Origin of the sequence: [Mycobacterium] manitobense, assembly GCF_025821665.1 — a bacterium.
Lineage (GTDB): Bacteria > Actinomycetota > Actinomycetes > Mycobacteriales > Mycobacteriaceae > Mycobacterium > Mycobacterium arseniciresistens.
The window spans coordinates 18,074-45,038 of record NZ_JACKSJ010000062.1 but is presented as its reverse complement, the minus strand read 5'-3'; the positions used below and the strand labels follow the sequence as shown (position 1 = coordinate 45,038).

The window sequence follows — 26,965 nt, the reverse complement described above, 5'->3', positions numbered from 1 at the left end:
GAGGTTAACCCCGTCGCATATCGTCAAACGGGTGAGCGTTTTCGCCGGTGCGACCGGTATCGGATCCTGGCCCGGCGCCGACCCGCGTCAGGCCGCCGAGGTGGTGGTGGGGGAGCTGCACACGCTGCCGCACCTCGTCGAGCTGCCGTCGCGCGGGGTCGGCGCCGACATGATCGGCCGGGCGGGGGCACTGCTGGTCGACATCGGCATCGACATCGTGCCGCGCGGATACCGCATCGCCCATGGCCGCAGCACGGCGCGACGCCGCGCGGTCAGCCTGCTCGCCGAGGACGTCGACGCACTCGAGGAGGCCTGGGAGAAAGCCGGATTGGCCGGCTCCGGTCGGACAGTGAAGGTGCAGGCGCCCGGGCCGATCACCCTGTCGGCGGAACTCGAGCTGCCCGGCGGACATCGCGCGATCACCGACCCGGGTGCGGTACGCGATCTGACCTCCTCACTCGCGGAAGGGGTGGCGGGCCATCGCGCGGAACTGCAGCGGCGCCTCGGCACCCCGGTGGTGGTGCAGTTCGACGAACCGCTGCTGCCCGCCGCGCTGGCGGGCCGCCTCACCGGCGTCACCAGTTTCAGCCCGGTGCACCCGGTCGACGAGCCGGTGGCCGCCGCCCTGCTCGACGAGTGCGTCGCCACGGTCGGCGGTGACGTCGCGCTGCACAGCTGCGCCACCGACCTGCCATGGAAACTGTTCCTGCGCAGCGCTCTTCATGCCATCTCGGTCGACAGCACGACACTCACCGTCGGCGACCTCGACGGTGTCGGTGAATTCGTCGACAGCGGCCGCGCCGTGCTGCTGGGCGTGGTGCCGTCGGCGTCCCCGAGCGCGCCGACGACGGCCGAGGACATCGCGAAGGCCGCGGTGACACTGACCGACCGGCTCGGATTCGCACGGTCCGTGATCGCCGAGCGGATCGGCATCACCCCCGCATGCGGTCTGGCCGGGTCGACGCCGGAGTGGGCGCGTACGGCCGTGGGACTGGCGCAGAAGGCCGCCGACGTCCTGGCGGTCGACGCCGCAGCTGTCTGACACCACAAAGGCGCAACCAGATGGTTGCCTTTCCCGGCGATGATTGCTAGCGTGAGGAGCAACCAGGAGGTTGCATATGAATACCGATCGTATCGAGAAGGAAGTACTGCTGCGTGCGCCGCTGGAGCGGGTCTGGCGCGCGATCAGCGACGCCGACGAGTTCGGCCGCTGGTTCGGGGTGCGCTTCGACGGGCCGTTCGTCGAGGGCGCGACCGTCACCGGCGTCATGACGCCGACGGCCGTGGACGACCGGGTGGCCGGCATGCAGGAGCCGTACGCCGGGCAGGCCGACAGCTGGCAGGTGGTCGCGGTGGAACAGAAGCGCCGGTTGGCATTCCGGTGGCATCCCTATGCCGTCGAGCCGGGCGCCGACTACTCCGCCGAACCGACGACCCTGGTGGAGTTCACCCTCACCGAGGCCGACGGCGGTGTGCTGCTGCGTATCGTCGAGTCCGGCTTCGACGCCGTTCCGGCCGCGCGCCGGGCCTCGGCCTTCGAGGCCAACAGCGAGGGCTGGGGACTGCAGGCCGAGCTGATCGGCAAGTACCTGGCGCTGGACGAAAAGGTGTGAGTACCACCGTCGAGGCGACCGCACCGCTGTTCGACGCGCTCGGCGACGCGAACCGGCTGCGGATCGTCATCCGGCTCTGCGACGGCGGCCCGTGCTCGACATCGGAAGTGACGCAGGTGATCCCGGTGACCAGGCAGGCCGCCACCAAGCATCTGCTGCAGCTGGAGGCGGTGGGTCTGGTGAGCAGTCACCGGCAGGGCCGCGAGCGGATCTGGCGCATGCGGCCCGAGCCCCTCGCCGAGGCCAGCGACTACCTGACCGCGCTGTCGAGCAGGTGGGACCGTGCGATCGAGCGGTTGCGCGCCCACGTCGAGGACGACTAGCGGCGCAGGTCCTTTCGCAGGATCTTGCCCGACGCGGATTTCGGTATCGCATCGATGAACTCGACCATCCGCACCTTCTTGTACGGTGCCACCTGACCGGCGACGAACTCCATCACGTCGTCCTCGGTCAGCTCGGCGTCGGACTGCGCGACGACGAACGCCTTGGGCACCTCTTCGCCCTCGGCGTCGTTGACGCCGATCACCGCCGCGTCCGCGATCGACGGATGGCTCAGCAGCACCGCCTCGAGTTCGGCGGGCGGCACCTGGTAGCCCTTGTACTTGATCAGCTCCTTGAGCCGGTCGACGATGTACACGCAGCCGTTCGAGTCGACCTGCGCCAGGTCGCCGGTGTGCAGGAAGCCGTCGTCGTCGATGGTCTCGGCGGTGGCCTTCTCGTTGTTCAGGTAACCCGCCATCACGTTCGGCCCGCGGAACCACAGCTCGCCGGTTGCGCTCAGACCCTCTGCGGGAACGCCGATCTCGTCCCCGGTCTCGCCGTCGACGATCCTGCTCTCGGAATTGGGCACGGTCCAGCCGCTCGAACTCAGCGGCGCGAACGCGCCCACCAGTTCGGTGCCGCCGTCGAACGGGGTGACGTGGCTGACCGGGCTGAGCTCACTCATGCCGTAGCCCTGCACCACCGCGCAGTCCAGTCGCTCGGCGACCGCGCGGCCGAGGTCGGCGTCAAGTGGCGCGGCGCCGGACATGATCCCGCGCAGGCTCGACAGGTCGTAGTCGTCGATCATCGGGTGCTTGGCCAGCGCGACGGCCACCGGCGGCGCGATGAACGCGAACGTGCAGCGATGTTCGGCGATGTTGCGCAGGAAGTCGCCGAGGTCGAACTTCGGCATGATCACCAGCCGCGCCCTGGCGTGCAGCGCCGCGTCGAGCAGCACCGTCATGCCGTAGATGTGGAAGAACGGCAGCACGGCCAGGATCCGGTCGTCGGCCGTCATGCCCTGCACCGGACGGATCTGCGCGACGTTGGCGGCAAGGTTGCGGTGAGTCAGCATGACGCCCTTGGGGTTTCCCGTGGTGCCGGAGCTGTAGGGCAGTACCGCGAGGTGGGTGGCGGGGTCGAAGCTGACGTCCGGAGCGGGGTGGCCGGGGCCGAGCAGGTCATCGGCGTTGGGGTGGCCGTCGGCGGCCAGGCCGGGGCCGTCGAGCACCACCAGCCGGTCGGCGGGCAGACCGACCACCTCGGCGGCCTCGGCCGCCTGGGGCAGCAGCAGGCCGACGGTGACCAGCAGCCGCGCGCCCGAGTCGGTCAGCTGCTTGGCGATGTCCTTCGCGGTGAAGAGCGCGTTGACGGTGGTGGCCGTCGCGCCGGCCCGCAGGATGCCGTGGAATGCAATCGCGAAGGCCGAGCTGTTCGGGGCGAGCAGCGCGACCACGTCGCCGACGCCGATGCCGCGATCGGCCAGTGCGCCCGCGAACGCGTCGGTGCGGGTGAGCATCTCGCCGTAGCTGATCTCGGTGCCGGGTGCGGCGTCGACGAGCGCGACCCGCTGCGCATCAGCCTCGGACAGGTCGGCGAACAGGTAGTCGTACAGGCTCGTGGTGGGGATGTGGACGTCGGGGTAAGGGCTCGCGAAACTCATGGTGCCTGCCATCGAACCACGCCCGGCGGCGCGGCCGGTCAGAGTCCGTCGAGGAGCTTGATCTGCTTCCTGCCCGCCACCAACCGGTACGACGCGTCGACGAGTTCGCGCACCTCGTTCCAGTCGACGTCGGCCCTGCTGAAATCCAGTCCGAGCCAGCCCGACGGGCCCATGTAGGCCGGGAAGAAGAACCGGTCGTCCTGCAGCAGCGCCTCGTGGTCGGACTCGTCGACCTTGACCATCACGCAGTGCGCAACGGTCTCCATCGAGCCGCTCTCCTTGGTGCTGCCGCCGTACATCGCGAACATCTTCGCCACGAAGAAGCCGGGACGGCCGTGAGACACCTTCTCGTAGGCCTCCGGGTAACCCAGCGCTATCTCACGCACTTCCGCCAGTCCGGGATCGCCCTCATGGAACATGATCGGGTGCGGCATGCCCGTCAGGCTAAGCGCTCCGGCGTCTCTGTCACAGCGCTTCGATAGCCTGCGTAGGTGAGCTCGAAAGACGCCGAGTCGGCGCTGGCCGAACAGGCCGAGGAGGCGCCGGCCGCCGACGTGCGACGGGCCTGGCAGGAACTCGCGGACGAGGTCCGCGCGCATCAGTTCCGCTACTACGTCAAAGACGCCCCGATCATCACCGACGCGGAGTTCGACACGCTGCTGCGCCGGCTGCAGGCACTCGAGGACACCCATCCCGAACTGAGAACCCCCGACTCGCCGACGCAGCTGGTCGGCGGGGCCGGCTTCGCCACCGACTTCACCTCGGCCGAGCACCTCGAGCGCATGCTGAGCCTCGACAACGTGTTCACCCCCGACGAGCTCGGGGCGTGGGCCGCCCGCCTCAAGGGCGAGATCGGCGAGGACGCGCACTACCTGTGCGAGCTGAAGATCGACGGTGTGGCACTGGCCCTGGTCTACCGCGACGGCAAGCTCGAACGCGCCGCCACCCGCGGCGACGGCCGCACCGGCGAGGACGTCACACTCAATGCCCGCACCATTGACGACGTGCCCGAGCGGCTCACCGCCACCGAGGAATTCCCGCTGCCCACGGTGCTCGAGGTGCGCGGCGAGGTGTTCTTCCGGCTGGCCGACTTCGAGGACCTCAACGCCGGCCTGGTCGCCGAGGGCAAGCCGCCGTTCGCCAACCCCCGCAACAGCGCGGCGGGCTCACTGCGGCAGAAGAATCCGGCCGTGACGGCGCGGCGCCGGCTGCGGATGATCTGCCACGGGCTCGGCCGGGTCGAGGGCTTCACACCCACGACGCTGCACGACGCCTACCGCGCGCTGCAGGCGTGGGGGCTGCCGGTGTCCGACCACACCACCCGGGTGCAGGGTGTCGACGCGGTGACCGAGCGCGTCGCGTACTGGGGCGAGCACCGCCACGACGTCGAGCACGAGATCGACGGCCTGGTGGTCAAGGTCGACGAGGTGTCGCTGCAGCGCCGGCTCGGGGCGACCTCACGGGCGCCGCGCTGGGCGATCGCCTACAAGTACCCGCCCGAGGAGGCGCAGACCAAGCTGCTCGACATCCGCGTCAATGTGGGCCGCACCGGCCGCGTCACGCCGTTCGCCTACATGGAGCCGGTGAAGGTGGCGGGTTCGACGGTCGGCCTCGCCACGCTGCACAACGCCTCGGAGGTCAAACGCAAGGGCGTGCTGATCGGCGACACCGTCGTCATCCGAAAGGCCGGCGACGTGATCCCCGAGGTGCTCGGCCCGGTGGTCGACTTGCGCGACGGCTCGGAACGCGAGTTCGTGATGCCCACGCACTGTCCGGAATGCGGCACCGAACTGGCGCCGGCCAAGGAAGGCGACGCCGACATCCGCTGTCCGAACGCGCGGACCTGCCCGGCACAGCTGCGTGAGCGGGTGTTCCACGTCGCGGGCCGCGGCGCGTTCGACATCGAGGGCCTCGGGTACGAGGCGGGCATCGCGCTGCTGCAGTCAGAGGTCATCACCGACGAGGGTGACCTCTTCACGCTCACCGCCGACGACCTGCTGCGCACCGAGCTGTTCACCACCAAGGCCGGCGAGGTTTCGGCCAACGGCCGCCGGCTGCTGGCCAATTTGGACAGAGCCAAGAGTCAACCGTTGTGGCGGGTGCTGGTCGCGCTGTCGATCCGGCACGTCGGCCCCACCGCCGCCCGGGCGCTGGCCACCGAGTTCGGCAGCCTGGACGCCGTCATCGAGGCCTCGGAGGAGGAGCTGGCCGCCACCGAGGGGGTCGGGCCGACCATCGCCGCCGCGGTCAAGGAGTGGTTCACCGTCGACTGGCACTGCGCCATCGTCGAGAAGTGGCGCGATGCCGGGGTCCGGATGGCCGACGAGCGCGACGCCAGCATCGCGCGCACGCTGGAGGGGTTGTCGATCGTCGTCACCGGATCGCTCACCGGGTACTCCCGCGACGAGGCCAAGGAGGCGATCATCGCCCGCGGTGGGAAGGCCGCCGGCTCGGTGTCGAAGAAGACGGCCTACGTCGTCGCCGGCGACGCGCCCGGTTCGAAATTCGACAAGGCCGTCGAACTCGGGGTGGCGGTGCTCGACGAGGACGGCTTCAGCCGGCTGCTCGAGGGCGGCCCCGACGCCGTCTGAGCAGGGCCGCCGCCCCGATCGCCGTTTGCTGCCGCTGCGGGGCGATGTTTGGGGAACCGGCGGACGGCTACTCTGACCCCGATGACCACGAGCAGCCCGTCCGACGTCGAGCAGCTGGACCGGACCCGCCGCGTGGTGGCCGGTATCGCCGAGGCGTTCTCGGCCAAGGTCGTCGGCCAGGAGAATCTGCGTGAGACCCTGCTGATCGGCCTGCTCACCAGCGGCCACATCCTGCTCGAAGGCGTTCCCGGACTGGCCAAGACCACCGCGGCGCGTGTCGTCGCCGAGTCCATCTCCGGAGGATTCCAGCGGATCCAGTGCACACCGGACCTGCTGCCCAGCGACATCATCGGCACCCAGATTTACGACTCGGCCACCAGTTCCTTTGTGACACAGCTGGGTCCGGTGCACACCAACATCGTGGTGCTCGACGAGATCAACCGGTCGAGCGCCAAGACGCAGAGCGCGATGCTCGAGGCGATGGAGGAGCGCCAGACCACCATCGCCGGACAGCTCTACCCGATTCCGGAGCCGTTCCTGGTGATCGCCACCCAGAACCCCGTCGACCAGGAGGGCACCTACCCGCTCTCGGAGGCCCAGACCGACCGGTTCATGCTGAAAGAAGTGCTGCGCTACCCGACGCCCCAGGAGGAGGCGGAGGTGATGTTCCGCATGGACGCCGGGGTCTACGACCGCGCGCACACCACCCCGCCGGTCATCACCCTCGACGAGATGCGGATGATCCAGCAGGTCGCCGCCCGGGTGTATCTCGACCCGAAGCTCGTCCACTACGTGAGCCAGCTGGTGTACGCCACCCGCAACCCCGACGAGTTCCTCACCCCGCAGCTCGCCCGGCTCGTCGAGTACGGCGCGAGTCCCCGAGCGACGATCGCGTTCTGCCGGTCGGCGCGGGCACTGGCGTTGCTGGCCGGCCGCAACCATGTACTGCCCGACGACATCCGCGACCTCGCGCACCGCGTGCTGCGCCACCGGCTGGTCCTCGGCTTCGAGGCCGTCAGCGCCGGTGTCACCACCGAGACCGTCGTCGACGCCGTGATGCAGTCCGTCCGGGTGCCCTGAGTCCGTCATGGGCAGGCACCTCAATCGGGCCAAACAGTACTTCGGCTCCGACACCCGGGGGATGCTCGAGGGCGGTCACTACGCCTTGTTGCACACCCGGACAATGGAATTCGACGACCTGCGACCGTACGTCCCGGGTGACGAGATCCGCGACATCGACTGGCGGGCGACCGCGAGGGCGGGCTCGGTGCTGGTCAAGCGATTCGTCACCGAGAAGCACCACAAGATCCTGCTGGTGGCCGATGCGGGCCGAAACATGTCGGCGCTCGCCCCCGGCGGTGAGCTCAAACGCGACGTCGCGGCGGTGGCGATGGGCGCGATCGGCCTGATCGCGTTGCGCCGCACCGACGAGGTGGGGCTGGTCTACGGCGATGTCCGCGGCTCGCAGCACATGCGCAGCGGCCGCGGCGAACCGCACATCGAGGGCCTGATCGAGCAGTTCTACCTGCACAGCCGCGGCGACGTCGGCACCAGCGACATCATCTGCCAGCTGGAGTACGTCGCGCGCCACCTCCGGCGGCCGGTGCTGATCGTGGTGATCTCCGACGAGCCGGAGGTCAGTCCCCGCCTCGACGACGTGGTCCGCCGACTCGCGGGCCGCCATGACGTGCTGTGGCTGATGATCTCGGACATGCCCGCCGTGGGTGGCCCCGCCGACGGCGGGCACGAGGGCGTCGACGTGGCGACCGGACGGGTGGTGCTCGACGGCCACAGCCTGGGCCCCCGGGTGCTTGCCGCCTACCGCAAGGCCGAGCGCCGCCGACTCGGCGCGCTGGTCGAGACGATAACCACGCGCGGTGTGCCGTTCGCCCGGATCACGGGCAGCGCCGACGTGCGCGCGAAGCTCACCGCGGTGACCGAGGCGTACCGCCGTGCCGGGTGAGGACCTGCTGCGATTCGTCGGCGGCCCGCTGCCGTACTCGACGGGCTGGCTGCTGCTGGCCGCCGTCCTCGCGGTCACCGTGCTGCTCTGGTGGACGGCAGTGGTGCTGTGGACGCTGCCGCCGGACCGGCTGCGGCGCATCCCGGTCGTGCGAGACCTGCATCGGCGCCTGACCCAGCGCCGGTTCGTGCGGTCGGCCCGCGCGATCACCGAACGGCACCGACGTGGCGAGCTGTCGGCGGCCGAGGCCGGCGCCGAACTCGCCCGGGTGGTGCGGAATTTCCTGTTCGTGCGGACCGGCATCGCGGCGCAGTTCGTGCACACCGGTGACATCGCGCGTGGTGAATTAGCCCATGCCGCACCGCTTCTCGAGCGGATCGACGACGTCCGGTTCAACGCCGACTCGGGGGTGGATGTGGCGGAGCTGGGCGCCGACACCGAACAGTTGATGACGACCTGGGACTGACGCCCGCTCAGCGCAGGATGGTTGCCACGATGCCGGCCAGATAACCCAGCCGGGCCACCTCCGACGGCCGGAACAGCGGCCCGCCGGGGCGGCCGAGCACGACCGCGCAGTGCGGTTCGCTCAGCGGCGCCGCGGCCAGCGTGGTGTCCATGTCGCGCCACACCTGCGGCACCCAGTCGGCCGCGCCGTCCAGCGCGGCGGCGCGCTCGAGCGGCAGCCACGGCGCGGACCCCGCCTGCGTCTCCGGGGCCGAGGCGCTGCCGACGATCCGCTCGATCCCGGCGGCGGTCGAGCGCACCACGGTGCACCACCCGACCCGCAGCACCTTCGGCGCCTCGTCGGCCAGCACCTGCAGCTTGCCGTCGCGGCTCGGTGCGGCGGCGATGTGGTCGATCAGTTCCAATTCGCGGTGCGCCTCCAGCAGGCCGGTGTGCGGGCGGATGCTGTCGACGTAGACGCCGTTGAGGTTCTCCGCGGCGGTGATCAACATGTCCGGCATCGCCCCCGCGGGCAGGTCGACCACCAGGTCGTCGATCGCGTATCCGGAAGCGCGCTCGACGACGTCGAGGGACAGGATGTCGGCGCCCACCGAGCCCAGTGCGACCGCCAGCGAGCCGAGACTGCCCGGCCGGTCGGCCAACTGGACCCGCAGGAGATACGAAGGCACGGCTGACACTGTGACACAGCGGGCGCCGTCCCGCCCGCCGCGTGCCTGCCCCCCGGACCGGCCCGACCCGCCGTGACTAGGCTGTTCTGTCGTGTCGCAGATCTCCAGAGACGAGGTTGCCCACCTGGCCCGTTTGGCCCGGTTGGCGCTCACCGATGACGAACTCGACGGTTTCGCCGGCCAGCTGGACGCGATCCTCGGCCACGTCGGCAAGATCCAGGCGGTGGACGTCACCGGGGTCGAGCCCACCGGCAATCCGCTGACCGACGTCAACGTCATGCGCCCCGACACGGTCGAGCCGTGCCTGACGCAGGACGAGGCGCTCTCCGCGGCCCCGCACGCCGTCGACGGCCGCTTCGCCGTCCCGCGGATCCTGGGGGAGCCGGAGTGAGCAGCGAGCTGACCCGCCTCGACGCCGCCACCCTGGCCGGGCGCATCGCCGCCGGGGAGGTGTCCTCCACCGAGGTCACCAGGGCGTGCCTGGACCAGATCGCCGCGACCGACGAGCGCTACCACGCGTTCCTGCACGTGGCGCAGGACGCGGCGCTGGCGGCCGCCGCCCGGGTCGACGAGGCCGTCGCGGCCGGGGAGAAGCTGCCGTCGGCGCTGGCCGGGGTGCCGCTGGCGCTCAAGGACGTGTTCACCACCACCGACATGCCCACCACCTGCGGCTCGCGCATCCTCGAGGGCTGGCGTTCGCCCTATGACGCGACGGTCACCACACGGTTGCGCGCGGCGGGCATCCCGATCGTCGGCAAGACCAACATGGACGAGTTCGCGATGGGCTCGTCGACGGAGAACTCCGCGTACGGCCCCACCCGCAACCCCTGGGACGTCGATCGCGTTCCCGGTGGTTCGGGCGGGGGCAGCGCCGCCGCGCTCGCGGCGTTCCAGGCGCCGCTGGCCATCGGCACCGACACCGGCGGTTCCATCCGCCAGCCCGCCGCGCTGACCGCGACCGTCGGGGTCAAGCCGACCTACGGAACGGTGTCGCGGTACGGCTTGATCGCCTGCGCGTCATCGCTGGACCAGGGCGGGCCGTGTGCCCGAACGGTGCTCGACACCGCCCTGCTGCACGAGGTGATCGCCGGGCACGACCCGAAGGACTCGACGTCGGTGACGGCCGACGTGCCGGACGTGGTCGCCGCGGCGCGGGCCGGCGCGGACGGCGACCTGTCCGGTGTGCGCGTGGGAGTGGTGCGCCAGTTGCGCGGCGACGGCTACCAGCCGGGCGTGCTGGCGTCGTTCAACGCGGCGGTGGAGCAGCTGACCGCGCTCGGCGCCGAGGTGACCGAGGTCGACTGCCCGCACTTCGACCACTCGCTGGCCGCCTACTACCTGATCCTGCCCTCGGAGGTGTCGTCGAACCTGGCCCGCTTCGACGCGATGCGTTACGGATTGCGGGTGGGCGACGACGGGACGCACAGTGCCGAGGAGGTGATGGCGCTGACCCGGGCCGCGGGCTTCGGACCAGAAGTCAAGCGCCGCATCATGATCGGCACCTATGCGCTCTCGGCGGGCTACTACGACGCCTACTACAACCAGGCGCAGAAAGTCCGCACGCTGATCGCCCGAGACCTCGACGAGGCGTACCGCAGTGTCGACGTGCTGGTGTCGCCGGCGACGCCGACCACGGCGTTCCCGCTGGGGGAGAAGGTCGACGACCCACTCGCGATGTATCTCTTCGACCTGTGCACGCTGCCGCTGAACCTGGCGGGGCACTGCGGCATGTCGGTGCCGTCGGGGTTGTCCCCCGACGACGGTCTGCCGGTGGGCCTGCAGATCATGGCGCCTGCGCTGGCCGACGACCGGCTCTACCGGGTCGGTGCGGCGTACGAGGCGGCCCGCGGAGCGCTGCCGACCGCGCTGTAGCCGCTGGCTCCGGCGAGCCAGTCGGGAATCACCCCGCAGGGGGATGGCCGGGGCCGCAAAGCGCCCTAGCATTCGGACCGTGAACAGGCCAAGCGGTTCGACGGGGTGGATGCGGCGCGGACACTGGACGGACTGGCTGGTGATCGCCGCCGCCGGGGTGCTGTTCGCGGTGGCGTGGCCGACGCTGTTCCTCACCCACCAGGTGCCTGCGGCACTGGCGCCCATCGTCGCCGCGCTCGCGGCCCTGCCGATCCTGTTCCTGTCGGTCAATCCGCTTCTCGGATGGTCGATCTCGGCGGTGTCGGCGGTGCTGATCCCGCTGTTCTTCGACAGGCAACCGGGCTGGACCTACCCGTGGCAGGTGGTGCACCTCATCGAGCTGCTGGTGTTGACGGTCGCCGTGGTCTGGACCCGGCCGCTGCCGGTCGTCGTCAGGGTGTGGCTGGCGACCGCGCTGCTGTTCCTCGTCGCGATGCCGAATCACGTGGACGGCGGCTGGACATTCGGCGTCACCGCCATCGTGTTCGCCGTGGTGCTGGTGCGCTGGCTGGTGCTGTCGCGACGGCAGGTCGCCGAACTGGAGGAGGTGGGCGACCTGGAGCGGGCCAGGCGAACGGTGCTGCAGGAGCGCACCAGGATCGCGCGCGACCTGCACGACGTCGTCGCCCACCACATGTCGATGGTGGTGGTGTCGGCTCAGACCGCGCCGTATCGCCACCCCGACGTGCCACCGAGCCTGCAGGCCGAGTTCGAGACGATCGCGGCGACCGGCCGTGAAGCGCTCAACGAGATCCGCGGTCTGCTGGGTGTGCTGCGCAGCGGTGTGGAGCCCGCCGAACTCGCACCCGCGCCGCCGATCGCCGACCTGCCCGCGCTGTTCACCTCGACCCAGCGCGCGGGTGTGCACCTGACGTGGCGGATCGACGGGCCGACGGAGCTGGTCGGAGACCTGGTCGGGTCGGCCGCGTACCGGATCGTGCAGGAGTGTCTGGCGAATGCCGCGCGGCACGCGCCGGGGGCGACGGTGACCGCGGAGGTGAACATCACCGTCGGCGGCGTCGGCGTCGAGATCCGCAACCCGCTGATGACCGAATCGTGGGAGCCTCCGGTGCCCGGTCTGGGCATCGCCGGCATGCGGGAGCGGGCCGCTGCGGTCGGCGGCATGGTGGCCGTCCACGACACCGAGGGCGAGTTCGTCGTCTGGTCCTATCTGCCGTGCGTCCCGGCTACCGTGTCGGGGTGTCCGGTCTGACGGTCCCCCCGCGCCCGGTTCGCCGATGATCACCACCTTCATCGCCGACGACCAGGCGATGGTGCGGCAGGGCTTCGGCGCGCTGCTGGCGGCCCAGCCCGACATCAACGTGGTGGGTGACGCGGCCAACGGGCGCGACGCCGTGGCCGGTGTGCTCACCTCGGCGCCGGACGTGGTGTTGATGGACGTGCGGATGCCGGAGATGAACGGGTTGGACGCCGCCACGGAGGTCCTGGCCCAGACCACGTCGAAGGTTCTCATGCTGACCACCTTCGACGTCGACGACTACGTCTACGCGGCGTTGCGAGCCGGAGCCAGCGGCTTCCTGCTCAAGGACGCGCCAGCCGACGAGCTGATTCGTGCGGTGCGCGTCGTCGCGGCGGGCGACGCACTGCTGGCGCCGTCGGTCACCCGGCGCGTGATCGCGGACCTGATGAGCCGGCATGCCGCGCCGCACCGCTGCACCGACGAGCTGGCGCGTCTGACACCACGGGAGACCGAGGTCCTGGAGCTGCTGGCCCGCGGGATGTCGAATGCCGAGATCGCGGCGGGTCTGGTGGTCTCGGAGGAGACGGTGAAAACACATGTCGGCAGGATCTTCTCGAAGCTCGGGCTGCGCGACCGCGCGCAGGCCGTGGTGATCGCCTACGAATCAGGGCTGGTGTCCCCGTTCGCCCGTTCCGCCGCTGACGAGCCGCGAACCGACGATGCTGGCAGGATCGGGGTCCATGCGCACGCGAGGAACGGTATAGATCATGCGGATCGGAGTTCTCACCGGTGGCGGTGACTGTCCTGGCCTGAACGCGGTGATCCGCGCGGTGGTCCGCACCTGCGACGTCCGTTACGGCTCGTCGGTCGTCGGCTTCCTCGACGGGTGGCGGGGCCTGCTGGAGGATCGCCGCATCCAGCTCAAGAACGACGACCGCAACGACCGCCTGCTGGCCAAGGGCGGCACCATCCTCGGCACGGCGCGCACCAATCCGGACAAGCTGCGCGCCGGGCTGGACCAGATCAAGCAGACCCTCGACGACAACGGCATCGACGTGCTGATCCCGATCGGCGGCGAGGGCACGCTGACTGCCGCGCACTGGCTGTCCGAGGAGAACGTCCCGGTGGTCGGCGTGCCCAAGACCATCGACAACGACATCGACTTCACTGACGTGACTTTCGGCCACGACACCGCGCTGAACGTGGCGACGGAGGCGATCGACCGTCTGCACAGCACGGCCGAATCCCATCAGCGGGTGATGCTCGTCGAGGTGATGGGCCGCCATGCGGGCTGGATCGCGTTGGGGGCCGGCATGGCTTCCGGAGCCCACATGACGCTGATCCCCGAGCAGCCGTTCGACATCGAGGAGGTGTGCCGGCTGGTCAAGGCGCGCTTCGTGCGGGGCGACTCGCACTTCATCTGCGTGGTGGCCGAGGGCGCCAAGCCGGCCGAGGGCTCGATGCAGTTGCGCCAGGGCGGAATCGACGAGTTCGGGCACGAGCGGTTCACGGGCGTCGCGCAGCAGCTGGCGATGGAGGTCGAGAAGCGGATCAATAAGGAGGTCCGGGTGACGGTCCTCGGCCATGTCCAGCGCGGCGGTACGCCCACGCCGTTCGACCGCGTGCTGGCCACCCGCTTCGGCGTGAACGCCGCGGACGCCGCCCATGCCGGCGAGTTCGGGATGATGGTGTCCCTGCGGGGTCAGGAGATCGGCCGGGTGCCGCTCGCCGATGCGGTGCGCCAACTGAAGCTGGTGCCGCAGAGCCGTTACGACGACGCCGCCGAGTTCTTCGGCTGACCTCAGGCGCCGGCGAACGCTTCGCGGCGCACCATCTGCCACAGCGTCGGGGTGTCGGTGACCGTGGAGATCGTCACCACGCCACGGTCCCCGTCCGCGGTGACCGCCGAGTGCAGCAGGTAGTCCGCCAGATCGGCGCGCGAGGTGAATGCTCCGATCGGATCACGATGCCCGGCAACATATTCGGTGACGTGCGGTAGGTCGAACAAACCGGACGGGCGCACCACCGTCCAATCGAGGCCGCTGCTGCTCACCATGGCCTCCATGCGGCGCTGGTCGGCGTAGGTGGACTTTCCGAGGGTGTTCTTCAGGATCGGTTCGACGACGCGCAGCGCCACCGGTGCGCCGGTGCGGCCCGGGTAGTTCGCGACCGCGGTCGAGCTCACGACGACCAGGCGTGCGGCGCCGGCCCGTCGCATGGCCGCGACCACGTTCGTCGCGCCGGCGGAGTAGGTGTCGATCGGGCGGCGGCTCATCGGCACCCCGAGGGTGGACACCACCGCGTCGGCGCCATCGATGACGTCTTCGAGCGAGGCGGCGTCGCGCACGTCGGCACGGGCGACCCGCAGGTTCGGGTGGGCGAACGGAAAGTCCTGCGGGCGGCGGGTGACGGCGACCGCGGAGAGTCCGCGGTCGACCGCGCGGCGCGTCAGCAGCCTGCCGGTCTGCCCGTTGGCGCCGAGGATGACGAGGTTCATGGCGGCTCCTTGTCACGATTAATGATTATCACTGTATGTGACAATCACTGATAGGGCTAGTGTGCTGACATGACCGAGGATTCACCGGGCATCGCCGAACTCCATGAGCGCATCCCGTTCCTGCTGTCGCAGCTGGGCGTGCTCGTCGCCGACGACTTCGTCGCGCGCCTGCAGCCCTTCGGGGTGGGGCCGCGCACCTACGCGGTGCTGATGGCACTGCACGCCGACGACGGACAGTCCCAGCGTCAGCTGTCGTCGCGGCTGGGAATCCACCGCAACGTGATGGTCGGCGTCGTGGACACCCTCGAGCGTGAGGGCCTGGTGACCCGCAAGCCGCACCCCCGCGACCGGCGGGCGTTCGCCGTCACGCTCACCGACAAGGCGCGCGACCTGCTTCCGGCACTCGACGCGCAGGGCCGTGCACAGGAGAACGAGATCGCCGCGACGCTGACGTCCGCCGAGCGCGCCGAGTTCCTGCGCCTGCTGCAACGGGTGTCCACCGGACTGGCGCTCAAGCCGGGCGTGCACCCGAAGCTGGCCGAGTCCTGACCACTAACATCGCTGGTATGACTGCCGCTACCGCCGAGTTGCTCGACTACGACGAGGTCATCGCGCGCTACGAACCCGTGATGGGCATGGAGGTGCACGTCGAGCTGTCGACGGCGACCAAGATGTTCTGCGGGTGCGCCAACGCCTTCGGCGCCGAGCCCAACACTCAGGTGTGCCCGGTGTGCCTGGGGCTGCCGGGGTCGCTGCCGGTGATCAACCAGTCGGCGGTGGAGTCGGCGATCCGGATCGGGCTGGCGCTCAACTGCGAGATCGTCCCGTGGTGCCGGTTCGCCCGGAAGAACTACTTCTATCCGGACCAGCCGAAGAACTACCAGATCTCGCAGTACGACGAGCCGATCGCCATCAACGGGCACCTCGACGTGCCGCTGGACGACGGCAGCACCTGGCGGGTGGAGATCGAGCGCGCGCACATGGAGGAGGACACCGGCAAGCTGACCCACCTGGGCAGTGACACCGGCCGGATCGCGGGGGCGACGCATTCGCTGGCCGACTTCAACCGTGCCGGGGTGCCGCTGATCGAGATCGTCAGCAGGCCGATCGAAGGCGCAGGGGCCCGCGCTCCCGAGATCGCCAGGGCATACGTCACGGCACTGCGGGATCTGCTGCGGGCCTTGGGTGTCTCCGATGTCCGGATGGATCAGGGCTCCATGCGGTGCGATTCGAACCTGTCGCTGAAGCCGATCGGCCAGGCCGAGTTCGGCACCCGCACCGAGACCAAGAACGTCAACTCGCTCAAGAGCGTCGAGGTCGCGGTGCGCTACGAGATGCGCAGGCAGGCCGCCGTGCTCGAGTCGGGTGGCCGGATCGTGCAGGAGACCCGCCACTTCCACGAGGACGGCTACACCTCGCCGGGCCGGAGCAAGGAGACCGCACAGGACTACCGGTATTTCCCCGAGCCGGATCTCGAGGCGGTGGCGCCCAGCGCGGAGCTCATCGAGCAGCTCCGCGGCACCATCCCGGAGCTGCCGTGGTTGTCGCGCAAGCGGATTCAACAGGACTGGGACATCTCCGACGAGGTGATGCGCGACCTGGTCAACATCGGTGCACTCGACCTGATCACCGCGACGGTCGCGCACGGCGCATCCGGCGACCAGGCCCGCGCCTGGTGGGGGAACTACCTGGTGCAGAAGGCCAACGAGGCCGGCGTCGAGCTCGACGCGCTGTCCATCACGCCCGCACAGGTGGCCGCTGTGATCAAGCTCGTCGACGACGGCAAGCTGTCGAACAAGCTGGCCCGCCAGGTGATCGAGGGAGTGCTCGCCGGCGAGGGCGACCCCGAGCAGGTGATGGCCGACCGCGGTCTGGCGGTCGTGCGCGACGACTCCGTGATCCAGGCGGCGGTGGACGAGGCGCTGGCCGCCAACCCCGACATCGTGGAGAAGATCCGCGGCGGCAAGGTCCAGGCCGCAGGCGCGATCGTCGGCGCCGTGATGAAGGCCACCAGGGGTCAGGCCGACGCCGCCCGCGTCCGCGAACTGGTCCTCGCCGCCTGCGGCTGATCGGCCGTGCTGGAGATCCGGGCCGCTGCCGCCGACGACGTCCGGGAGATCGCCGCGATCTTCCGCCCGGTGGTCGCCGACGGCGAGAGCTACGCCTACCCCGAAAAGCTGACCGACGACGAGATCGCGCGACTCTGGCTCGAGCCGCCGCCTGCGCACGCCATCGTGGCCGTGACGGATGGCAGGGTGGTCGGCACCGCGAAGATGGGCCCCAATCGCCCCGGCCGTGGTGATCACGTCGGCACCGCCAGTTTCATGGTCGATCCCCGGCTGCAGGTGCGCGGGACGGGGCGGGCGATGGCCGAATGGGTGATCGACTGGCACCGGCGCAACGGCTACCGGGCGATCCAGTTCAACGCTGTGGTCGAGACCAACACCCGCGCGGTGCGGCTGTGGCAGTCGCTGGGATTCGAGATCGTGGGCACCGTCCCGGGCGCCTTCCGTTCGCGCACGCACGGTCTGGTGGGCCTGCACGTGATGCATCTCGCACTGCAGGCCTAGGCCGCCGCGATTATCGGTTTCACCGCCACGGCCAATACCATTGACGGTGCAATGACCGATACCGCCTCCGGTGTGTCGACGGCCGCCACGGGGCCCAAGGCAGACCGCATCTCCGCCGAAGCGCGACGTCGCAGAACGTTCGCGGTGATCAGCCATCCCGACGCCGGTAAGTCCACGCTGACCGAGGCGCTGGTGCTGCACGCCAAGGCGATCACCGAGGCGGGCGCGATCCACGGCAAGGCCGGCCGTCGCGCCACCGTCTCGGACTGGATGGAGATGGAGAAGGCCCGCGGGATCTCGATCACCTCGACGGCGCTGCAGTTCCCGTACCGGACGCAGCACGGGGACACCTGCGTCATCAATCTCCTCGACACTCCCGGCCACGCCGACTTCTCCGAGGACACCTACCGGGTGCTGACGGCCGTGGACTGCGCGGTGATGCTCATCGACGCCGCCAAGGGCCTGGAACCCCAGACGCTGAAGCTGTTTCAGGTCTGCCGCCATCGGGGCATTCCGATCATCACGGTGGTCAACAAATGGGACCGGCCGGGTCGCCACGCGCTGGAGTTGATGGACGAGATCCACGAGCGCATTCAGCTGCAGACCACGCCGTTGACGTGGCCGGTCGGTATCGCCGGCGACTTCAAGGGCGTCCTCGACCGCCGTACCGGCGAATACATCAAGTACACCCGCACAGCCGGCGGTGCCACCGCCGCGCCCGAAGAACACATCGACGCCGCCCGCGCCCACGAGATCGCGGGCATCGACTGGGACAACGCGATCGAGGAGTCGGAGCTGCTGTCCGCCGACGGCGCCGACTTCGACCGGGACTCGTTCCTGCGGTGTACTTCGACACCGGTCCTCTTCACCTCGGCCATCCTCAACTTCGGGGTGAACCAGCTGCTCGACGTCCTCGCGCAGCTGGCGCCGTCGCCGAACGGTCAGCTCGATGTCGACGGCAACCGGCGAGACGCCTCGTCGCCGTTCAGCGCGTTCGTGTTCAAGGTCCAGGCGGGCATGGATTCCGCGCACCGTGACCGGATCGCGTACGCCCGGGTGGTCTCGGGCACGTTCGAGCGCGGCGAGGTGCTCACCCACGCCGCCACCGGCAAGCCGTTCGTGACCAAGTACGCGCAATCGGTCTTCGGTCAGAACCGTTCCACTCTGGACACCGCCTGGCCGGGCGATGTCATCGGGCTCGCCAACGCCGCATCGCTGCGTCCGGGCGACACCCTCTACCGGGACATCGCCGTGCAGTACCCGCCGATACCGAGCTTCTCGCCCGAGCATTTCGCGGTCGCGCGGGGCACGGATCCCAGTAAGCACAAGCAGTTCCGTAAGGGCATCGAGCAACTCGAGCAGGAAGGCGTCGTGCAGGTGCTGCGCTCGGACCGGCGCGGTGACCAGGCGCCGGTCTTCGCCGCGGTGGGGCCGATGCAGTTCGAGGTGGCCACCCACCGGATGGCCGCCGAGTTCGCCGCGCCGATCGCGCTCGAGCCGCTGCCGTACACCGTCGCGCGCGCCGCCGACCCCGCCGACGTCGAGCTGCTGCAGAAGCAGGCGTCCGTCGAGGTCTTCACCCGGACCGACGGCGTCATCCTCGCGGTGTTCTCCACCCCGTGGCGCCTGCAGAGCGTCGAACGGGACAACCCCGGCCTGCAACTGCGCTCACTGGTGGCGGCGGGGGATTAGTCCCCCCGCGCGGGGACCAGTCCCTCCCACGCGGCGATCGTCGGATCAGGTGTTGTCGGCGTTGCTGCGCGGGAAACCGCCGCCCTGCGGGAACAGCGGGAAGACCACGTCGTCGAGCTTCTCGGCGTCACCCGCGGTCTTGTTGACCGTGGCGCCCCACACGTTGCCGTCGGGGGAGAGCTGCAGCGCCCAGGCGTGGCCGTGGGTGTCCTGGCGCAGCACCTCCGGCTCGCCGGTGACCGCTCCGGTGTCCGGTGCCATTCGCACCGCCACCGTCTGCTTGGTGTTCACCAGGTTCACCAGCACGGTGCCGTCGAGTGCCGCGCACCCGGCCGCGCCCGGCCGGTCCGGCCACGTCCACACGGTCGAGACCGCCGAGTCCTTGGTGACCCGCTGCAGCCGGTCCGCGGTGGGCGTGCGGTCGGTGACGTAGAGGGCGCCGTCGGACGGGTCGATGCACATGGAGCCACCCGCCCCGAGCCCGCTCAGCGCGGTCGTCGTCGGCGCCTGGTTGACCGTGGTCGGCTGCTCGATGCGCAGCACCTTGCCGGCCAGTGAGCCGGGATCGGCGGCCTGCGCGGGGTTGCCTGCGTCGCCGGTCTGCACCAGCAGCGTCGTCGGGCTGGTGAAGATCAGCGATCCCGAGTTGCCGGTGGCGCCCTTGGGGATGCCGGTCAGGATGGGCTTGGGGATGTCGCCGTCGGCGATGCGCACGACGCGGTTGTCCGACGGCGTGCTGACGTAGGCGTACATCAGCCGGTCCTGTGCGTAGGTCGGCGACATGACGATGTCCATCAGGCCACCGTCGCCGGACCCGTCGACTCCGATGGTGGTCTTCACCTTGGGCTCGGCGCGGACCGCGACCTCCTTGACCGCGCCGGTGGTGCGCTCGGCGACCAGCGCGGACTGGCCGTCGGGCAGCATGATCAGGCCGCTCGTGCTCTCCAGGCAGCCCTGCATGACTCCGGGCGCCGGGCACTGCTTCGGAAACGGATTGGGCGGCAGCGGCGGTGGGGGTGGCGGCGCCGAACTCGGCGGCGGCTTCATCTCCGGCTCGGTGGTGAACGGCTGCGACTGCGCCTCGTCGAAGCGGGCGCAACCCGACCCGACCACGACGGCGCACAACAGCACGAACACACCCATGACCGGCCGGCGCGTCCTCATGCGAGCCAGATTACGGATCGCCGGGCGGTGCCCGCCACGCCGGTGTTCGCCCACCTGCCGAAACGCGGTCACAGCGCCGTGGTAAATCCCCGGTTCGGGGGTGATTTGCACTTACCCTGGGCTGCGTGACCAGTCACTCTCAGGACCCGCGCGCCTGGCAACGGCCCGACGGCTCGGCCCGCCCGGCGACGGCGAGCCTGGTCGACCCGGAAGACGATCTGCCGACCTCGACCTACGGCGGGGACTTCGAGACCACCGCGATCCCGCGCTACGACTCCACCAAGGGCACCACCGGCGAGCCCGGGCTCGGCCTGCTCGCCGACCCCGAACCACTGCCGTACGTCCAGCCCAGCGGGCGCCATGCGATGGCGCCGTACTCCGCCGAGCCGGCCGAGATCGACGCCGACCCCATCGCCGAGGACCGGGTCCGGGCCGCGGGCCGGCGCGGCACCCAGGACCTCGGCCTGCTCGTGCTCCGGGTGGCGGTCGGCGCGCTGCTGATCTCGCACGGTCTGCAGAAGGCGTTCGGGTGGTGGGGCGGTCCCGGCCTCGGCGGGTTCGAGACGACGCTGACCGAACTGGGCTTCCAGCACGCCGGCGTGCTGACCTATGTGGCCACCATCGGCCAGATCGCCGCCGGGGTGCTGCTGGTGCTCGGCCTGTTCACCCCGGTGGCCGCCGCGGGCGCGCTGGCGTATCTGATCAACGGGGTGCTCGCCGAGGCGGTCGTCGCCCACGAGGAAGCCAGGTTGTCCGCGTTCCTCACCGACGGCCACGAGTACCGGGTGTTCGTGCTCGCCGCGGTCGTCGCGGTCATCCTGGCCGGTCCGGGGCGGTACGGGTTCGACGCCGGTCGCGCCTGGGCGCGCAGGCCGTTCGTCGGCTCGTTCGTCGCGCTGCTGCTGGGCGCCGGGGCGGGTATCGGCCTGTGGGTGCTGCTCAACGGCGCCAACCCGCTGGCCTGACGGGCTACGCGTACGGGTTGGGCACCCGGCCCGCGCTGATCTCCGTCAGCTGGGGCAGCGTCGCGAATGTGACGGCCGGCAGCCGCAATTCAGAACCGTCGGTCAGGCGCGCCGACGCCCAGGCGCCCTTGCCGAACTGCAGGCCCTCGATGTCCGACCAGGCGACGGTGGTGCTGCCGAATGCCCGGCGGGCGGTGACGCTGTCCTGGTCGGCGACGGTGCGGTAGCGAATGATCAACGCCGACAGTGCGATCGGGAGTACGAACAGAACGGCGGACACCGGCGGGGTGCTCATCACGATCGCGAGCAGTGCGAACGCGAAGAAACCGACCGCAAGGTGCGCCATCGGCGAGATCCGGATGACGACCGGAGCCGGCGGCGTGGATGCGGAGGGCGTGGTCACGTTCCCATTCTGGCACTGCGCCGAAGGGGCCGCGGCGGGCCGGACCGGGGGCGCCGGAATTTGACCTGTGACCTGTGCGGAGGCTACCGTCATGTGTTATGCGAAAGGGCTTGCTCGTAGTAATTGGTTGGCGCGTTGATGCCGCGCTGGCCCTCACTTGGGCATAGCCACCAGCATCGACGCGCCAACCCTCGTACAGCAGCCCTGCTGACGGGGGTTTTTTGTTGCTTCAAGGGCGCCGACGTGAAACCGACAACAACGAGATTCAAGAGGACGAAGTGAGCGCACCGACCACGCGACCACCGGAACGGGCCGCCACCGCGCCGCCCAGCGGCGATGCAGTGTCCGCTGTCAAGTCCACCAGCCCGAAGACCGTGCAGCCCAAGCGAATTGCGCCGCACGAAGTCACCGGTGCCCAGGCGGTGATCCGGTCGCTCGAGGAACTCGACGTCGACACGATCTTCGGCATCCCTGGCGGGGCGGTGCTGCCCGTCTACGACCCGCTGTTCGACTCGCAGAAGCTTCGCCATGTGCTGGTGCGCCACGAGCAGGGCGCAGGCCACGCCGCCAGCGGCTACGCCCACGCCACCGGACGGGTCGGCGTGTGCATGGCCACGTCGGGTCCCGGAGCCACCAACCTGGTGACGCCGCTGGCCGACGCGCAGATGGACTCCATCCCGGTGGTGGCGATCACCGGTCAGGTCGGCCGTGCGCTGATCGGCACCGACGCCTTCCAGGAGGCCGACATCTCCGGCATCACGATGCCGATCACCAAGCACAACTTCCTGGTCCGCAACGGTGACGACATTCCGCGGGTGATCGCCGAGGCGTTCCACATCGCGTCGTCCGGACGGCCGGGCGCCGTGCTGGTCGACATCCCCAAGGACATCCTGCAGGGCAAGTGCACCTTCTCCTGGCCGCCGCAGATGGACCTGCCCGGCTACAAGCCGAACACCAAACCGCACAGCCGTCAGGTGCGGGAGGCGGCGAAGCTGATCGCGGCCGCGCGCAAGCCGGTGCTGTACGTCGGCGGCGGCGTGATCCGCGGCAACGCCAGCCAGGAACTGCTGGACCTGGCCGAGCTGACCGGCATCCCGGTGGTCACCACGCTGATGGCCCGTGGCGCGTTCCCCGACAGCCACCCGCAGAACCTCGGCATGCCGGGCATGCACGGCACCGTCTCCGCGGTGGCCGCGCTGCAGCGCAGCGACCTGCTGATCGCGCTGGGCACCCGCTTCGACGACCGGGTGACCGGGCAGCTGGACTCCTTCGCGCCCGAGGCGAAGGTCATCCACGCCGACATCGATCCGGCGGAGATCGGCAAGAACCGGCACGCCGACGTCCCGATCGTGGGTGACGTCAAGGCCGTGATCGCCGACCTGCTCGAGGTGCTGCGAAGGGACACCGGCGGGCAGGAGCGAAGCGACCGGGGGATCGACACCGGCGGGCAGGAGCAGCAGATCGACACCTGGTGGGAGTACCTGCGCGGCGTCCAGTCGACGTATCCGCTGAGCTACGGCCCGCAGAGCGACGGCAGCCTGTCGCCGGAGTACGTGATCGAGTCGCTGGGCAAGCTGGCCGGCCCCGATGCGATCTATGTGGCCGGCGTCGGGCAGCACCAGATGTGGGCCGCGCAGTTCATCTCCTACGAGAACCCGCGGACGTGGCTCAACTCGGGCGGCCTGGGCACCATGGGCTTCGCCGTCCCGGCGGCGATGGGCGCCAAGATGGGCCGGCCCGAGGCCGAGGTGTGGGCCATCGACGGTGACGGCTGCTTCCAGATGACCAACCAGGAGCTGGCGACCTGTGCGGTCGAGGGCATCCCGATCAAGGTCGCGGTGATCAACAACGGCAACCTCGGCATGGTGCGCCAGTGGCAGACGCTGTTCTACGAGGAGCGGTACAGCCAGACGGATCTGGGCACCCACTCGCGCCGGATCCCGGACTTCGTGAAGCTGGCCGACGCGCTCGGCTGTGTCGGGTTGCGGTGCGAGCGTGCCGAAGACGTCGAGGACGTCATCAACCAGGCCCGCGCGATCAACGACCGGCCGGTGGTCATCGACTTCACCGTCGGCGCCGACGCGCAGGTGTGGCCGATGGTGGCCGCTGGCACCAGCAATGACCAGATCATGGCCGCCCACAACATCCGTCCGCTGTTCGACGACAACGAAGAGGGGCACGCCTGATGACCACCACGCACACGCTGTCGGTGCTCGTCGAGGACAAGCCCGGTGTGCTCGCCCGTGTCGCGGCGCTGTTCTCGCGGCGCGGCTACAACATCGAGTCCCTGGCCGTCGGCGCGACGGAGCAGAAGGACATGTCCCGGATGACGATCGTGGTCAGCGTCGAGGAGCTGCTCCCGCTCGAGCAGATCACCAAACAGCTCAACAAGCTGATCAACGTGATCAAGATCGTCGAGCAGGACGCCGACAATTCGGTCTCGCGGGAACTGGCGCTGATCAAGGTGCGCGCCGACGCCACCACCCGCGGTCAGGTCATCGAGGCGGTGAACCTGTTCCGCGCCAAGGTCGTCGACGTCTCCAACGAGTCGCTGACCGTCGAGGCCACCGGCACGCCGGGCAAGCTCGAGGCGCTGCTGCGGGTGCTCGAGCCGTACGGTATCCGCGAGATCGTCCAGTCCGGTGTGGTGTCGTTGTCCCGCGGTCCCCGCGGCATCGGCACCGCCAAGTAACCCCTGAAACAAGCGAAAACGCTCGGAAGACAAGGAAATATCACCAGTGGCAGTTGAGATGTTCTACGACGGCGATGCGGATCTGTCCGTCATCCAGGGACGCAAGGTCGGCGTCATCGGCTACGGCAGCCAGGGCCATGCCCACTCGCTGAGCCTCCGCGACTCCGGCGTGCAGGTGAAGGTCGGCCTCAAGGAGGGCTCGAAGTCCCGCGACAAGGTGACCGAGCAGGGGCTCGAGGTCGACACCCCCGCCGAAGTCGCCAAGTGGGCTGACGTGATCATGCTGCTGGCGCCCGACACCGCGCAGGCCGACATCTTCACCAACGACATCGAGCCGAACCTCGAGGACGGCAATGCGCTGTTCTTCGGGCACGGCCTGAACATCCACTTCGACCTGATCAAGCCGCCCGCCAACGTGACCATCGGCATGGTGGCGCCCAAGGGGCCCGGCCACCTGGTGCGCCGTCAGTTCGTCGACGGCAAGGGCGTTCCGTGCCTGGTCGCCGTGGAGCAGGATCCCAAGGGCGAGGGCGAGGCGCTCGTGCTGTCCTACGCCAAGGGCATCGGCGGCACCCGGGCCGGCGTCATCAAGACCACGTTCAAGGACGAGACCGAGACCGACCTGTTCGGTGAGCAGGCCGTGCTGTGCGGCGGCACCGAGGAACTCATCAAGACCGGCTTCGAGGTCATGGTCGAGGCGGGGTACGCGCCGGAACTGGCCTACTTCGAGGTGCTGCACGAGCTGAAGCTGATCGTCGACCTGATCTACGAGGGCGGCATCGCGCGGATGAACTACTCGGTGTCCGACACCGCCGAGTTCGGCGGCTACCTGTCCGGACCGCGGGTCATCGACGCCGACACCAAGAAGCGGATGGAGCAGATCCTCTCGGAGATCCAGGACGGCACCTTCGTCAAGAAGCTCGTCGCCAACGTCGAGGGCGGCAACAAGGAGCTCGAGGGCCTGCGCAAGCAGAACGCCGAGCACCCGATCGAGGTCACCGGCAAGAAGCTGCGTGACCTGATGAGCTGGGTCGACCGCCCGATCACCGAAACCGCCTGACGAACCACGCTTTCGGCGCGTCCATCTCACCCGAGGTGGGCGCGCCGAAGTCGTCCCAGCCCACGGCGTGTCCGAGCAGCGCGCGACCCTAGGGCCGGTCGTGACCGCCCGATGTCACCAAGCCCTCGGGGGCGAGGCTCGGCATCTCGCGAATGCCGAACTCGCGGCGCAGCACGGAGCGTGCCGCGTAGTACCCCGCCATCCCGTGAACGCCTGCGCCCGGCGGCGTGGCCGACGAGCACAGGTAGACCTTGTCGATGGGTGTCGCCCACGGATCGAGCCGCGGTGTCGGCCCCAGCACCGCCTTGAACACGTCGGCGCCACCGACGGTGATGTCGCCGCCCACGTAATTCGCGTTGTGACGCGGCATCTCGGCGGCGGGGACGCTGCGCGCGGCGACGACGATGTCCCGGAAGCCGGGCGCGAACCGTTCGATCGATGCGGTGACGGCCTCGGTCTGGTCCACCGTCGACCCGGCGGGAACGTGTGCGTAGGTCCACATCGGCCGCCACCCGGCGTCGTCCATGCGGGCGGGGTCGACGAGGTGGGGGAGCGCGGCGAGGATCATCGGTCGCGCGGCGTGCCGTCCCTCGGCGGCCTCGATCTCGGCTCGGGCCATCTCGCCGCGGCTGCCACCCAGGTGCAGTGTCGGTGCATCGGCCAGACGCTCGTCGGACCACGGCACGTCACCGGACAGGACGAAGTCCACTTTCGCCGCGCCGGGACCGAAGCGGTAGCGCATGAGCTGCCTGGCGTATCGGGACGGAACGCGTTCGCGGTAGATCGGCATCAGGGCGGTCGGGGCGGTGTCGTACAGCACGACTCCCGACGGCGGAGTGGTCACCGCACTGTCGGAGTGGATCTCGCCGCCGTGGGCGCGCAGGTCGGCGATCAGGGCGTCGGTGATCGCCTGCGTTCCGCCGACCGGGATGGGCCAGCCCTCGGTGTGGGCCAGCATGCTGAGCATCATCCCGGCTCCGGACGACGCCAGTGAGGGCGGCCGCGAGATGGCATGCGCGGCAACGCCCGTCAGCAACGCCTGAGCATCGTCGCCGTGCAGCAGCAGGTTCCACGCCCGCGTGCCCTGCTCGAGGATCCGCAGGCCGAGCCTCGTCACGTTGAGGAGATCCCGGGGCAGGGAGCGCTTGTCGCCCAACATGAACCCCAACACCGTGTCCTCGTGCTCCACCAGCGGACCGAGCAACCGCCGCCACGACGCACCGTCGGACAACTCGTCGCACGTGCGATCGAGATCGCGGTAGGCGATCGCCGCGGGCCGCCCCGCCAACGGGTTGGCGTAGGAGATCTCGGGCACGCCGAACCGGACGCCGCGCGCCCGCAGGTCGAACTCGGCGAAGAACGGCGATCCGAGCGCCAGCGGGTGCACCGCCGAGCACACGTCGTGCAGGATGCCGTCGAACTCGGGGTCGGCGGCGCTGCGCGCCCCGCCGCCGAAGGTCGGCTGCGCCTCCAGTACCTGCACGGACAGCCCCGCGCGGGCGCAGACCACGGCCGCGGCGAGCCCGTTGGGTCCGCTGCCGACCACCGTGATGTTCATAGTCCCTCCCCGGTCGCTTCGCTCCTGC

At 69.8% G+C, this 26,965-nt stretch carries 26 protein-coding genes and 1 pseudogene; 20 read left to right on the top strand and 7 right to left on the bottom strand.

Translation table 11 applies throughout. The features are described 5' to 3' along the window. The first annotated feature begins 31 nt into the window (after nucleotides 1–31). The 3 genes from H7I41_RS07625 to H7I41_RS07615 all read left to right on the top strand — a co-directional run bounded on the left by H7I41_RS07625 (nucleotide 32) and on the right by H7I41_RS07615 (nucleotide 1,936). Complete coding sequence (locus H7I41_RS07625; RefSeq protein ID WP_264011966.1) at nucleotides 32–1,042, top strand: uroporphyrinogen decarboxylase/cobalamine-independent methonine synthase family protein; 1,011 nt, start codon at nucleotides 32–34, stop codon at nucleotides 1,040–1,042. 76 nt (nucleotides 1,043–1,118) lie between these two features. Beyond that, nucleotides 1,119–1,613 (top strand): SRPBCC family protein, encoded by a 495-nt coding sequence (locus tag H7I41_RS07620; protein ID WP_264011965.1) that lies wholly within the window; start codon nucleotides 1,119–1,121, stop codon nucleotides 1,611–1,613. After that, on the top strand, nucleotides 1,610–1,936 hold the full coding sequence (locus H7I41_RS07615; RefSeq protein ID WP_264011964.1) for an ArsR/SmtB family transcription factor: 327 nt from the start codon (nucleotides 1,610–1,612) through the stop codon (nucleotides 1,934–1,936). Before H7I41_RS07620 ends, H7I41_RS07615 begins: the two co-directional genes overlap by 4 nt. Here H7I41_RS07615 and H7I41_RS07610 read toward each other — a convergent pair. Together H7I41_RS07610 and H7I41_RS07605 are read right to left on the bottom strand one after the other, a co-directional pair. Beyond that, nucleotides 1,933–3,537, bottom strand: a complete 1,605-nt coding sequence (locus H7I41_RS07610; RefSeq protein ID WP_264011963.1) for a 4-coumarate--CoA ligase family protein — start codon at nucleotides 3,535–3,537, stop codon at nucleotides 1,933–1,935. The two genes, H7I41_RS07615 and H7I41_RS07610, sit on opposite strands and share 4 nt — an antisense overlap. A gap of 38 nt (nucleotides 3,538–3,575) precedes the next feature. After that, on the bottom strand, nucleotides 3,576–3,971 hold the full coding sequence (locus tag H7I41_RS07605) for an MmcQ/YjbR family DNA-binding protein (protein ID WP_264011962.1): 396 nt from the start codon (nucleotides 3,969–3,971) through the stop codon (nucleotides 3,576–3,578). A 57-nt stretch (nucleotides 3,972–4,028) separates the two neighbouring features. Here H7I41_RS07605 and ligA point away from each other — a divergent pair, with 57 nt between their 5' ends. The 4 genes from ligA to H7I41_RS07585 all read left to right on the top strand — a co-directional run bounded on the left by ligA (nucleotide 4,029) and on the right by H7I41_RS07585 (nucleotide 8,557). Next, nucleotides 4,029–6,128 (top strand): NAD-dependent DNA ligase LigA, encoded by a 2,100-nt coding sequence (ligA, locus tag H7I41_RS07600; RefSeq protein ID WP_264011961.1) that lies wholly within the window; start codon nucleotides 4,029–4,031, stop codon nucleotides 6,126–6,128. Nucleotides 6,129–6,209: 81 nt separating this feature from the next. Further along, nucleotides 6,210–7,208 (top strand): AAA family ATPase, encoded by a 999-nt coding sequence (locus H7I41_RS07595; protein ID WP_264011960.1) that lies wholly within the window; start codon nucleotides 6,210–6,212, stop codon nucleotides 7,206–7,208. 7 nt (nucleotides 7,209–7,215) lie between these two features. After that, entirely contained in the window at nucleotides 7,216–8,091 is an 876-nt protein-coding gene (locus H7I41_RS07590) for a DUF58 domain-containing protein (RefSeq protein ID WP_264011959.1), read from the top strand. Beyond that, a complete protein-coding gene (locus H7I41_RS07585; protein ID WP_264011958.1) occupies nucleotides 8,081–8,557 on the top strand; it encodes a hypothetical protein in 477 nt (158 codons plus the stop codon). Before H7I41_RS07590 ends, H7I41_RS07585 begins: the two co-directional genes overlap by 11 nt. A 7-nt stretch (nucleotides 8,558–8,564) precedes the next feature. Here the strand turns inward: H7I41_RS07585 and H7I41_RS07580 are convergent, their stop codons facing one another. Next, nucleotides 8,565–9,233 carry an ACT domain-containing protein gene (locus tag H7I41_RS07580; RefSeq protein ID WP_308214594.1) on the bottom strand — a complete coding sequence of 223 codons (669 nt, stop codon included), beginning with the start codon at nucleotides 9,231–9,233 and terminating at the stop codon, nucleotides 8,565–8,567. An 82-nt stretch (nucleotides 9,234–9,315) separates the two neighbouring features. On the opposite strand from H7I41_RS07580, the gene gatC reads away from it, so the two are divergent. From gatC to H7I41_RS07555, 5 genes and pseudogenes are all read left to right on the top strand, one after another. Continuing rightward, nucleotides 9,316–9,615 carry an Asp-tRNA(Asn)/Glu-tRNA(Gln) amidotransferase subunit GatC gene (gene gatC, locus H7I41_RS07575; protein ID WP_264011956.1) on the top strand — a complete coding sequence of 100 codons (300 nt, stop codon included), beginning with the start codon at nucleotides 9,316–9,318 and terminating at the stop codon, nucleotides 9,613–9,615. After that, on the top strand, nucleotides 9,612–11,096 hold the full coding sequence (gene gatA / locus H7I41_RS07570) for an Asp-tRNA(Asn)/Glu-tRNA(Gln) amidotransferase subunit GatA (RefSeq protein WP_264011955.1): 1,485 nt from the start codon (nucleotides 9,612–9,614) through the stop codon (nucleotides 11,094–11,096). Before gatC ends, gatA begins: the two co-directional genes overlap by 4 nt. Nucleotides 11,097–11,175: 79 nt before the next feature. Beyond that, a complete protein-coding gene (locus tag H7I41_RS07565) occupies nucleotides 11,176–12,348 on the top strand; it encodes a sensor histidine kinase (RefSeq protein WP_264011954.1) in 1,173 nt (390 codons plus the stop codon). Nucleotides 12,349–12,373: 25 nt separating this feature from the next. Next, a pseudogene (locus tag H7I41_RS07560) lies at nucleotides 12,374–13,018 on the top strand (response regulator); the annotation flags it as partial. A gap of 85 nt (nucleotides 13,019–13,103) precedes the next feature. Next, complete coding sequence (locus H7I41_RS07555; protein WP_264011953.1) at nucleotides 13,104–14,135, top strand: ATP-dependent 6-phosphofructokinase; 1,032 nt, start codon at nucleotides 13,104–13,106, stop codon at nucleotides 14,133–14,135. A gap of 2 nt (nucleotides 14,136–14,137) precedes the next feature. Here H7I41_RS07555 and H7I41_RS07550 read toward each other — a convergent pair whose 3' ends face one another. After that, nucleotides 14,138–14,833 carry an NAD(P)-dependent oxidoreductase gene (locus tag H7I41_RS07550; RefSeq protein WP_264011952.1) on the bottom strand — a complete coding sequence of 232 codons (696 nt, stop codon included), beginning with the start codon at nucleotides 14,831–14,833 and terminating at the stop codon, nucleotides 14,138–14,140. Nucleotides 14,834–14,902: 69 nt separating this feature from the next. Here H7I41_RS07550 and H7I41_RS07545 point away from each other — a divergent pair, with 69 nt between their 5' ends. The 4 genes from H7I41_RS07545 to H7I41_RS07530 are packed head-to-tail and all read left to right on the top strand — an operon-like array spanning nucleotide 14,903 to nucleotide 19,095. Further along, on the top strand, nucleotides 14,903–15,382 hold the full coding sequence (locus H7I41_RS07545; protein ID WP_264011951.1) for a MarR family winged helix-turn-helix transcriptional regulator: 480 nt from the start codon (nucleotides 14,903–14,905) through the stop codon (nucleotides 15,380–15,382). A 17-nt stretch (nucleotides 15,383–15,399) separates the two neighbouring features. Further along, a complete protein-coding gene (gatB, locus tag H7I41_RS07540) occupies nucleotides 15,400–16,902 on the top strand; it encodes an Asp-tRNA(Asn)/Glu-tRNA(Gln) amidotransferase subunit GatB (protein ID WP_264011950.1) in 1,503 nt (500 codons plus the stop codon). A 6-nt stretch (nucleotides 16,903–16,908) separates the two neighbouring features. Then, complete coding sequence (locus tag H7I41_RS07535) at nucleotides 16,909–17,403, top strand: GNAT family N-acetyltransferase (RefSeq protein WP_264011949.1); 495 nt, start codon at nucleotides 16,909–16,911, stop codon at nucleotides 17,401–17,403. Between the two features lie 51 nt (nucleotides 17,404–17,454). Next, on the top strand, nucleotides 17,455–19,095 hold the full coding sequence (locus tag H7I41_RS07530; RefSeq protein WP_264011948.1) for a peptide chain release factor 3: 1,641 nt from the start codon (nucleotides 17,455–17,457) through the stop codon (nucleotides 19,093–19,095). 45 nt (nucleotides 19,096–19,140) lie between these two features. Here the strand turns inward: H7I41_RS07530 and H7I41_RS07525 are convergent, their stop codons facing one another. After that, nucleotides 19,141–20,259 carry a PQQ-dependent sugar dehydrogenase gene (locus H7I41_RS07525; protein ID WP_264011947.1) on the bottom strand — a complete coding sequence of 373 codons (1,119 nt, stop codon included), beginning with the start codon at nucleotides 20,257–20,259 and terminating at the stop codon, nucleotides 19,141–19,143. A 125-nt stretch (nucleotides 20,260–20,384) separates the two neighbouring features. Here H7I41_RS07525 and H7I41_RS07520 point away from each other — a divergent pair, with 125 nt between their 5' ends. Beyond that, complete coding sequence (locus H7I41_RS07520) at nucleotides 20,385–21,224, top strand: DoxX family protein (protein ID WP_264011946.1); 840 nt, start codon at nucleotides 20,385–20,387, stop codon at nucleotides 21,222–21,224. A 4-nt stretch (nucleotides 21,225–21,228) separates the two neighbouring features. Here the strand turns inward: H7I41_RS07520 and H7I41_RS07515 are convergent, their stop codons facing one another. Then, the gene (locus tag H7I41_RS07515; protein WP_264012248.1) at nucleotides 21,229–21,570 is read right to left on the bottom strand and encodes a PH domain-containing protein; all 342 of its coding nucleotides are present in this window, start codon (nucleotides 21,568–21,570) and stop codon (nucleotides 21,229–21,231) included. A 335-nt stretch (nucleotides 21,571–21,905) separates the two neighbouring features. On the opposite strand from H7I41_RS07515, the gene H7I41_RS07510 reads away from it, so the two are divergent. From H7I41_RS07510 to ilvC, 3 genes are read left to right on the top strand one after another with little or no spacing between them, the layout of a single operon-like run. Next, nucleotides 21,906–23,813, top strand: coding sequence for an acetolactate synthase large subunit (locus H7I41_RS07510; protein ID WP_264011945.1), 1,908 nt, complete (start codon nucleotides 21,906–21,908; stop codon nucleotides 23,811–23,813). After that, nucleotides 23,813–24,319, top strand: coding sequence for an acetolactate synthase small subunit (gene ilvN, locus H7I41_RS07505; protein ID WP_302471747.1), 507 nt, complete (start codon nucleotides 23,813–23,815; stop codon nucleotides 24,317–24,319). Before H7I41_RS07510 ends, ilvN begins: the two co-directional genes overlap by 1 nt. Nucleotides 24,320–24,377: 58 nt before the next feature. Further along, complete coding sequence (gene ilvC, locus H7I41_RS07500; RefSeq protein WP_264012246.1) at nucleotides 24,378–25,379, top strand: ketol-acid reductoisomerase; 1,002 nt, start codon at nucleotides 24,378–24,380, stop codon at nucleotides 25,377–25,379. Nucleotides 25,380–25,467: 88 nt separating this feature from the next. Here ilvC and H7I41_RS07495 read toward each other — a convergent pair whose 3' ends face one another. Further along, entirely contained in the window at nucleotides 25,468–26,937 is a 1,470-nt protein-coding gene (locus H7I41_RS07495; protein ID WP_264011944.1) for a phytoene desaturase family protein, read from the bottom strand. Between the last annotated feature and the right edge of the window lie 28 nt (nucleotides 26,938–26,965).

Coding starts and splice junctions, on each gene's coding strand:
- H7I41_RS07620 (WP_264011965.1), top strand. CDS start 1,119: ATGAATACCGATCGTATCGAGAAGGAAGTACTGCTGCGTGCGCCGCTG.
- H7I41_RS07610 (WP_264011963.1), bottom strand. CDS start 3,537: ATGAGTTTCGCGAGCCCTTACCCCGACGTCCACATCCCCACCACGAGC.
- H7I41_RS07605 (WP_264011962.1), bottom strand. CDS start 3,971: ATGCCGCACCCGATCATGTTCCATGAGGGCGATCCCGGACTGGCGGAA.
- H7I41_RS07595 (WP_264011960.1), top strand. CDS start 6,210: ATGACCACGAGCAGCCCGTCCGACGTCGAGCAGCTGGACCGGACCCGC.
- H7I41_RS07590 (WP_264011959.1), top strand. CDS start 7,216: ATGGGCAGGCACCTCAATCGGGCCAAACAGTACTTCGGCTCCGACACC.
- H7I41_RS07555 (WP_264011953.1), top strand. CDS start 13,104: ATGCGGATCGGAGTTCTCACCGGTGGCGGTGACTGTCCTGGCCTGAAC.
- H7I41_RS07550 (WP_264011952.1), bottom strand. CDS start 14,833: ATGAACCTCGTCATCCTCGGCGCCAACGGGCAGACCGGCAGGCTGCTG.
- H7I41_RS07545 (WP_264011951.1), top strand. CDS start 14,903: ATGACCGAGGATTCACCGGGCATCGCCGAACTCCATGAGCGCATCCCG.
- gatB (WP_264011950.1), top strand. CDS start 15,400: ATGACTGCCGCTACCGCCGAGTTGCTCGACTACGACGAGGTCATCGCG.
- H7I41_RS07530 (WP_264011948.1), top strand. CDS start 17,455: ATGACCGATACCGCCTCCGGTGTGTCGACGGCCGCCACGGGGCCCAAG.
- H7I41_RS07525 (WP_264011947.1), bottom strand. CDS start 20,259: ATGAGGACGCGCCGGCCGGTCATGGGTGTGTTCGTGCTGTTGTGCGCC.
- H7I41_RS07515 (WP_264012248.1), bottom strand. CDS start 21,570: ATGGCGCACCTTGCGGTCGGTTTCTTCGCGTTCGCACTGCTCGCGATC.
- ilvN (WP_302471747.1), top strand. CDS start 23,813: ATGACCACCACGCACACGCTGTCGGTGCTCGTCGAGGACAAGCCCGGT.
- ilvC (WP_264012246.1), top strand. CDS start 24,378: ATGTTCTACGACGGCGATGCGGATCTGTCCGTCATCCAGGGACGCAAG.
- H7I41_RS07495 (WP_264011944.1), bottom strand. CDS start 26,937: ATGAACATCACGGTGGTCGGCAGCGGACCCAACGGGCTCGCCGCGGCC.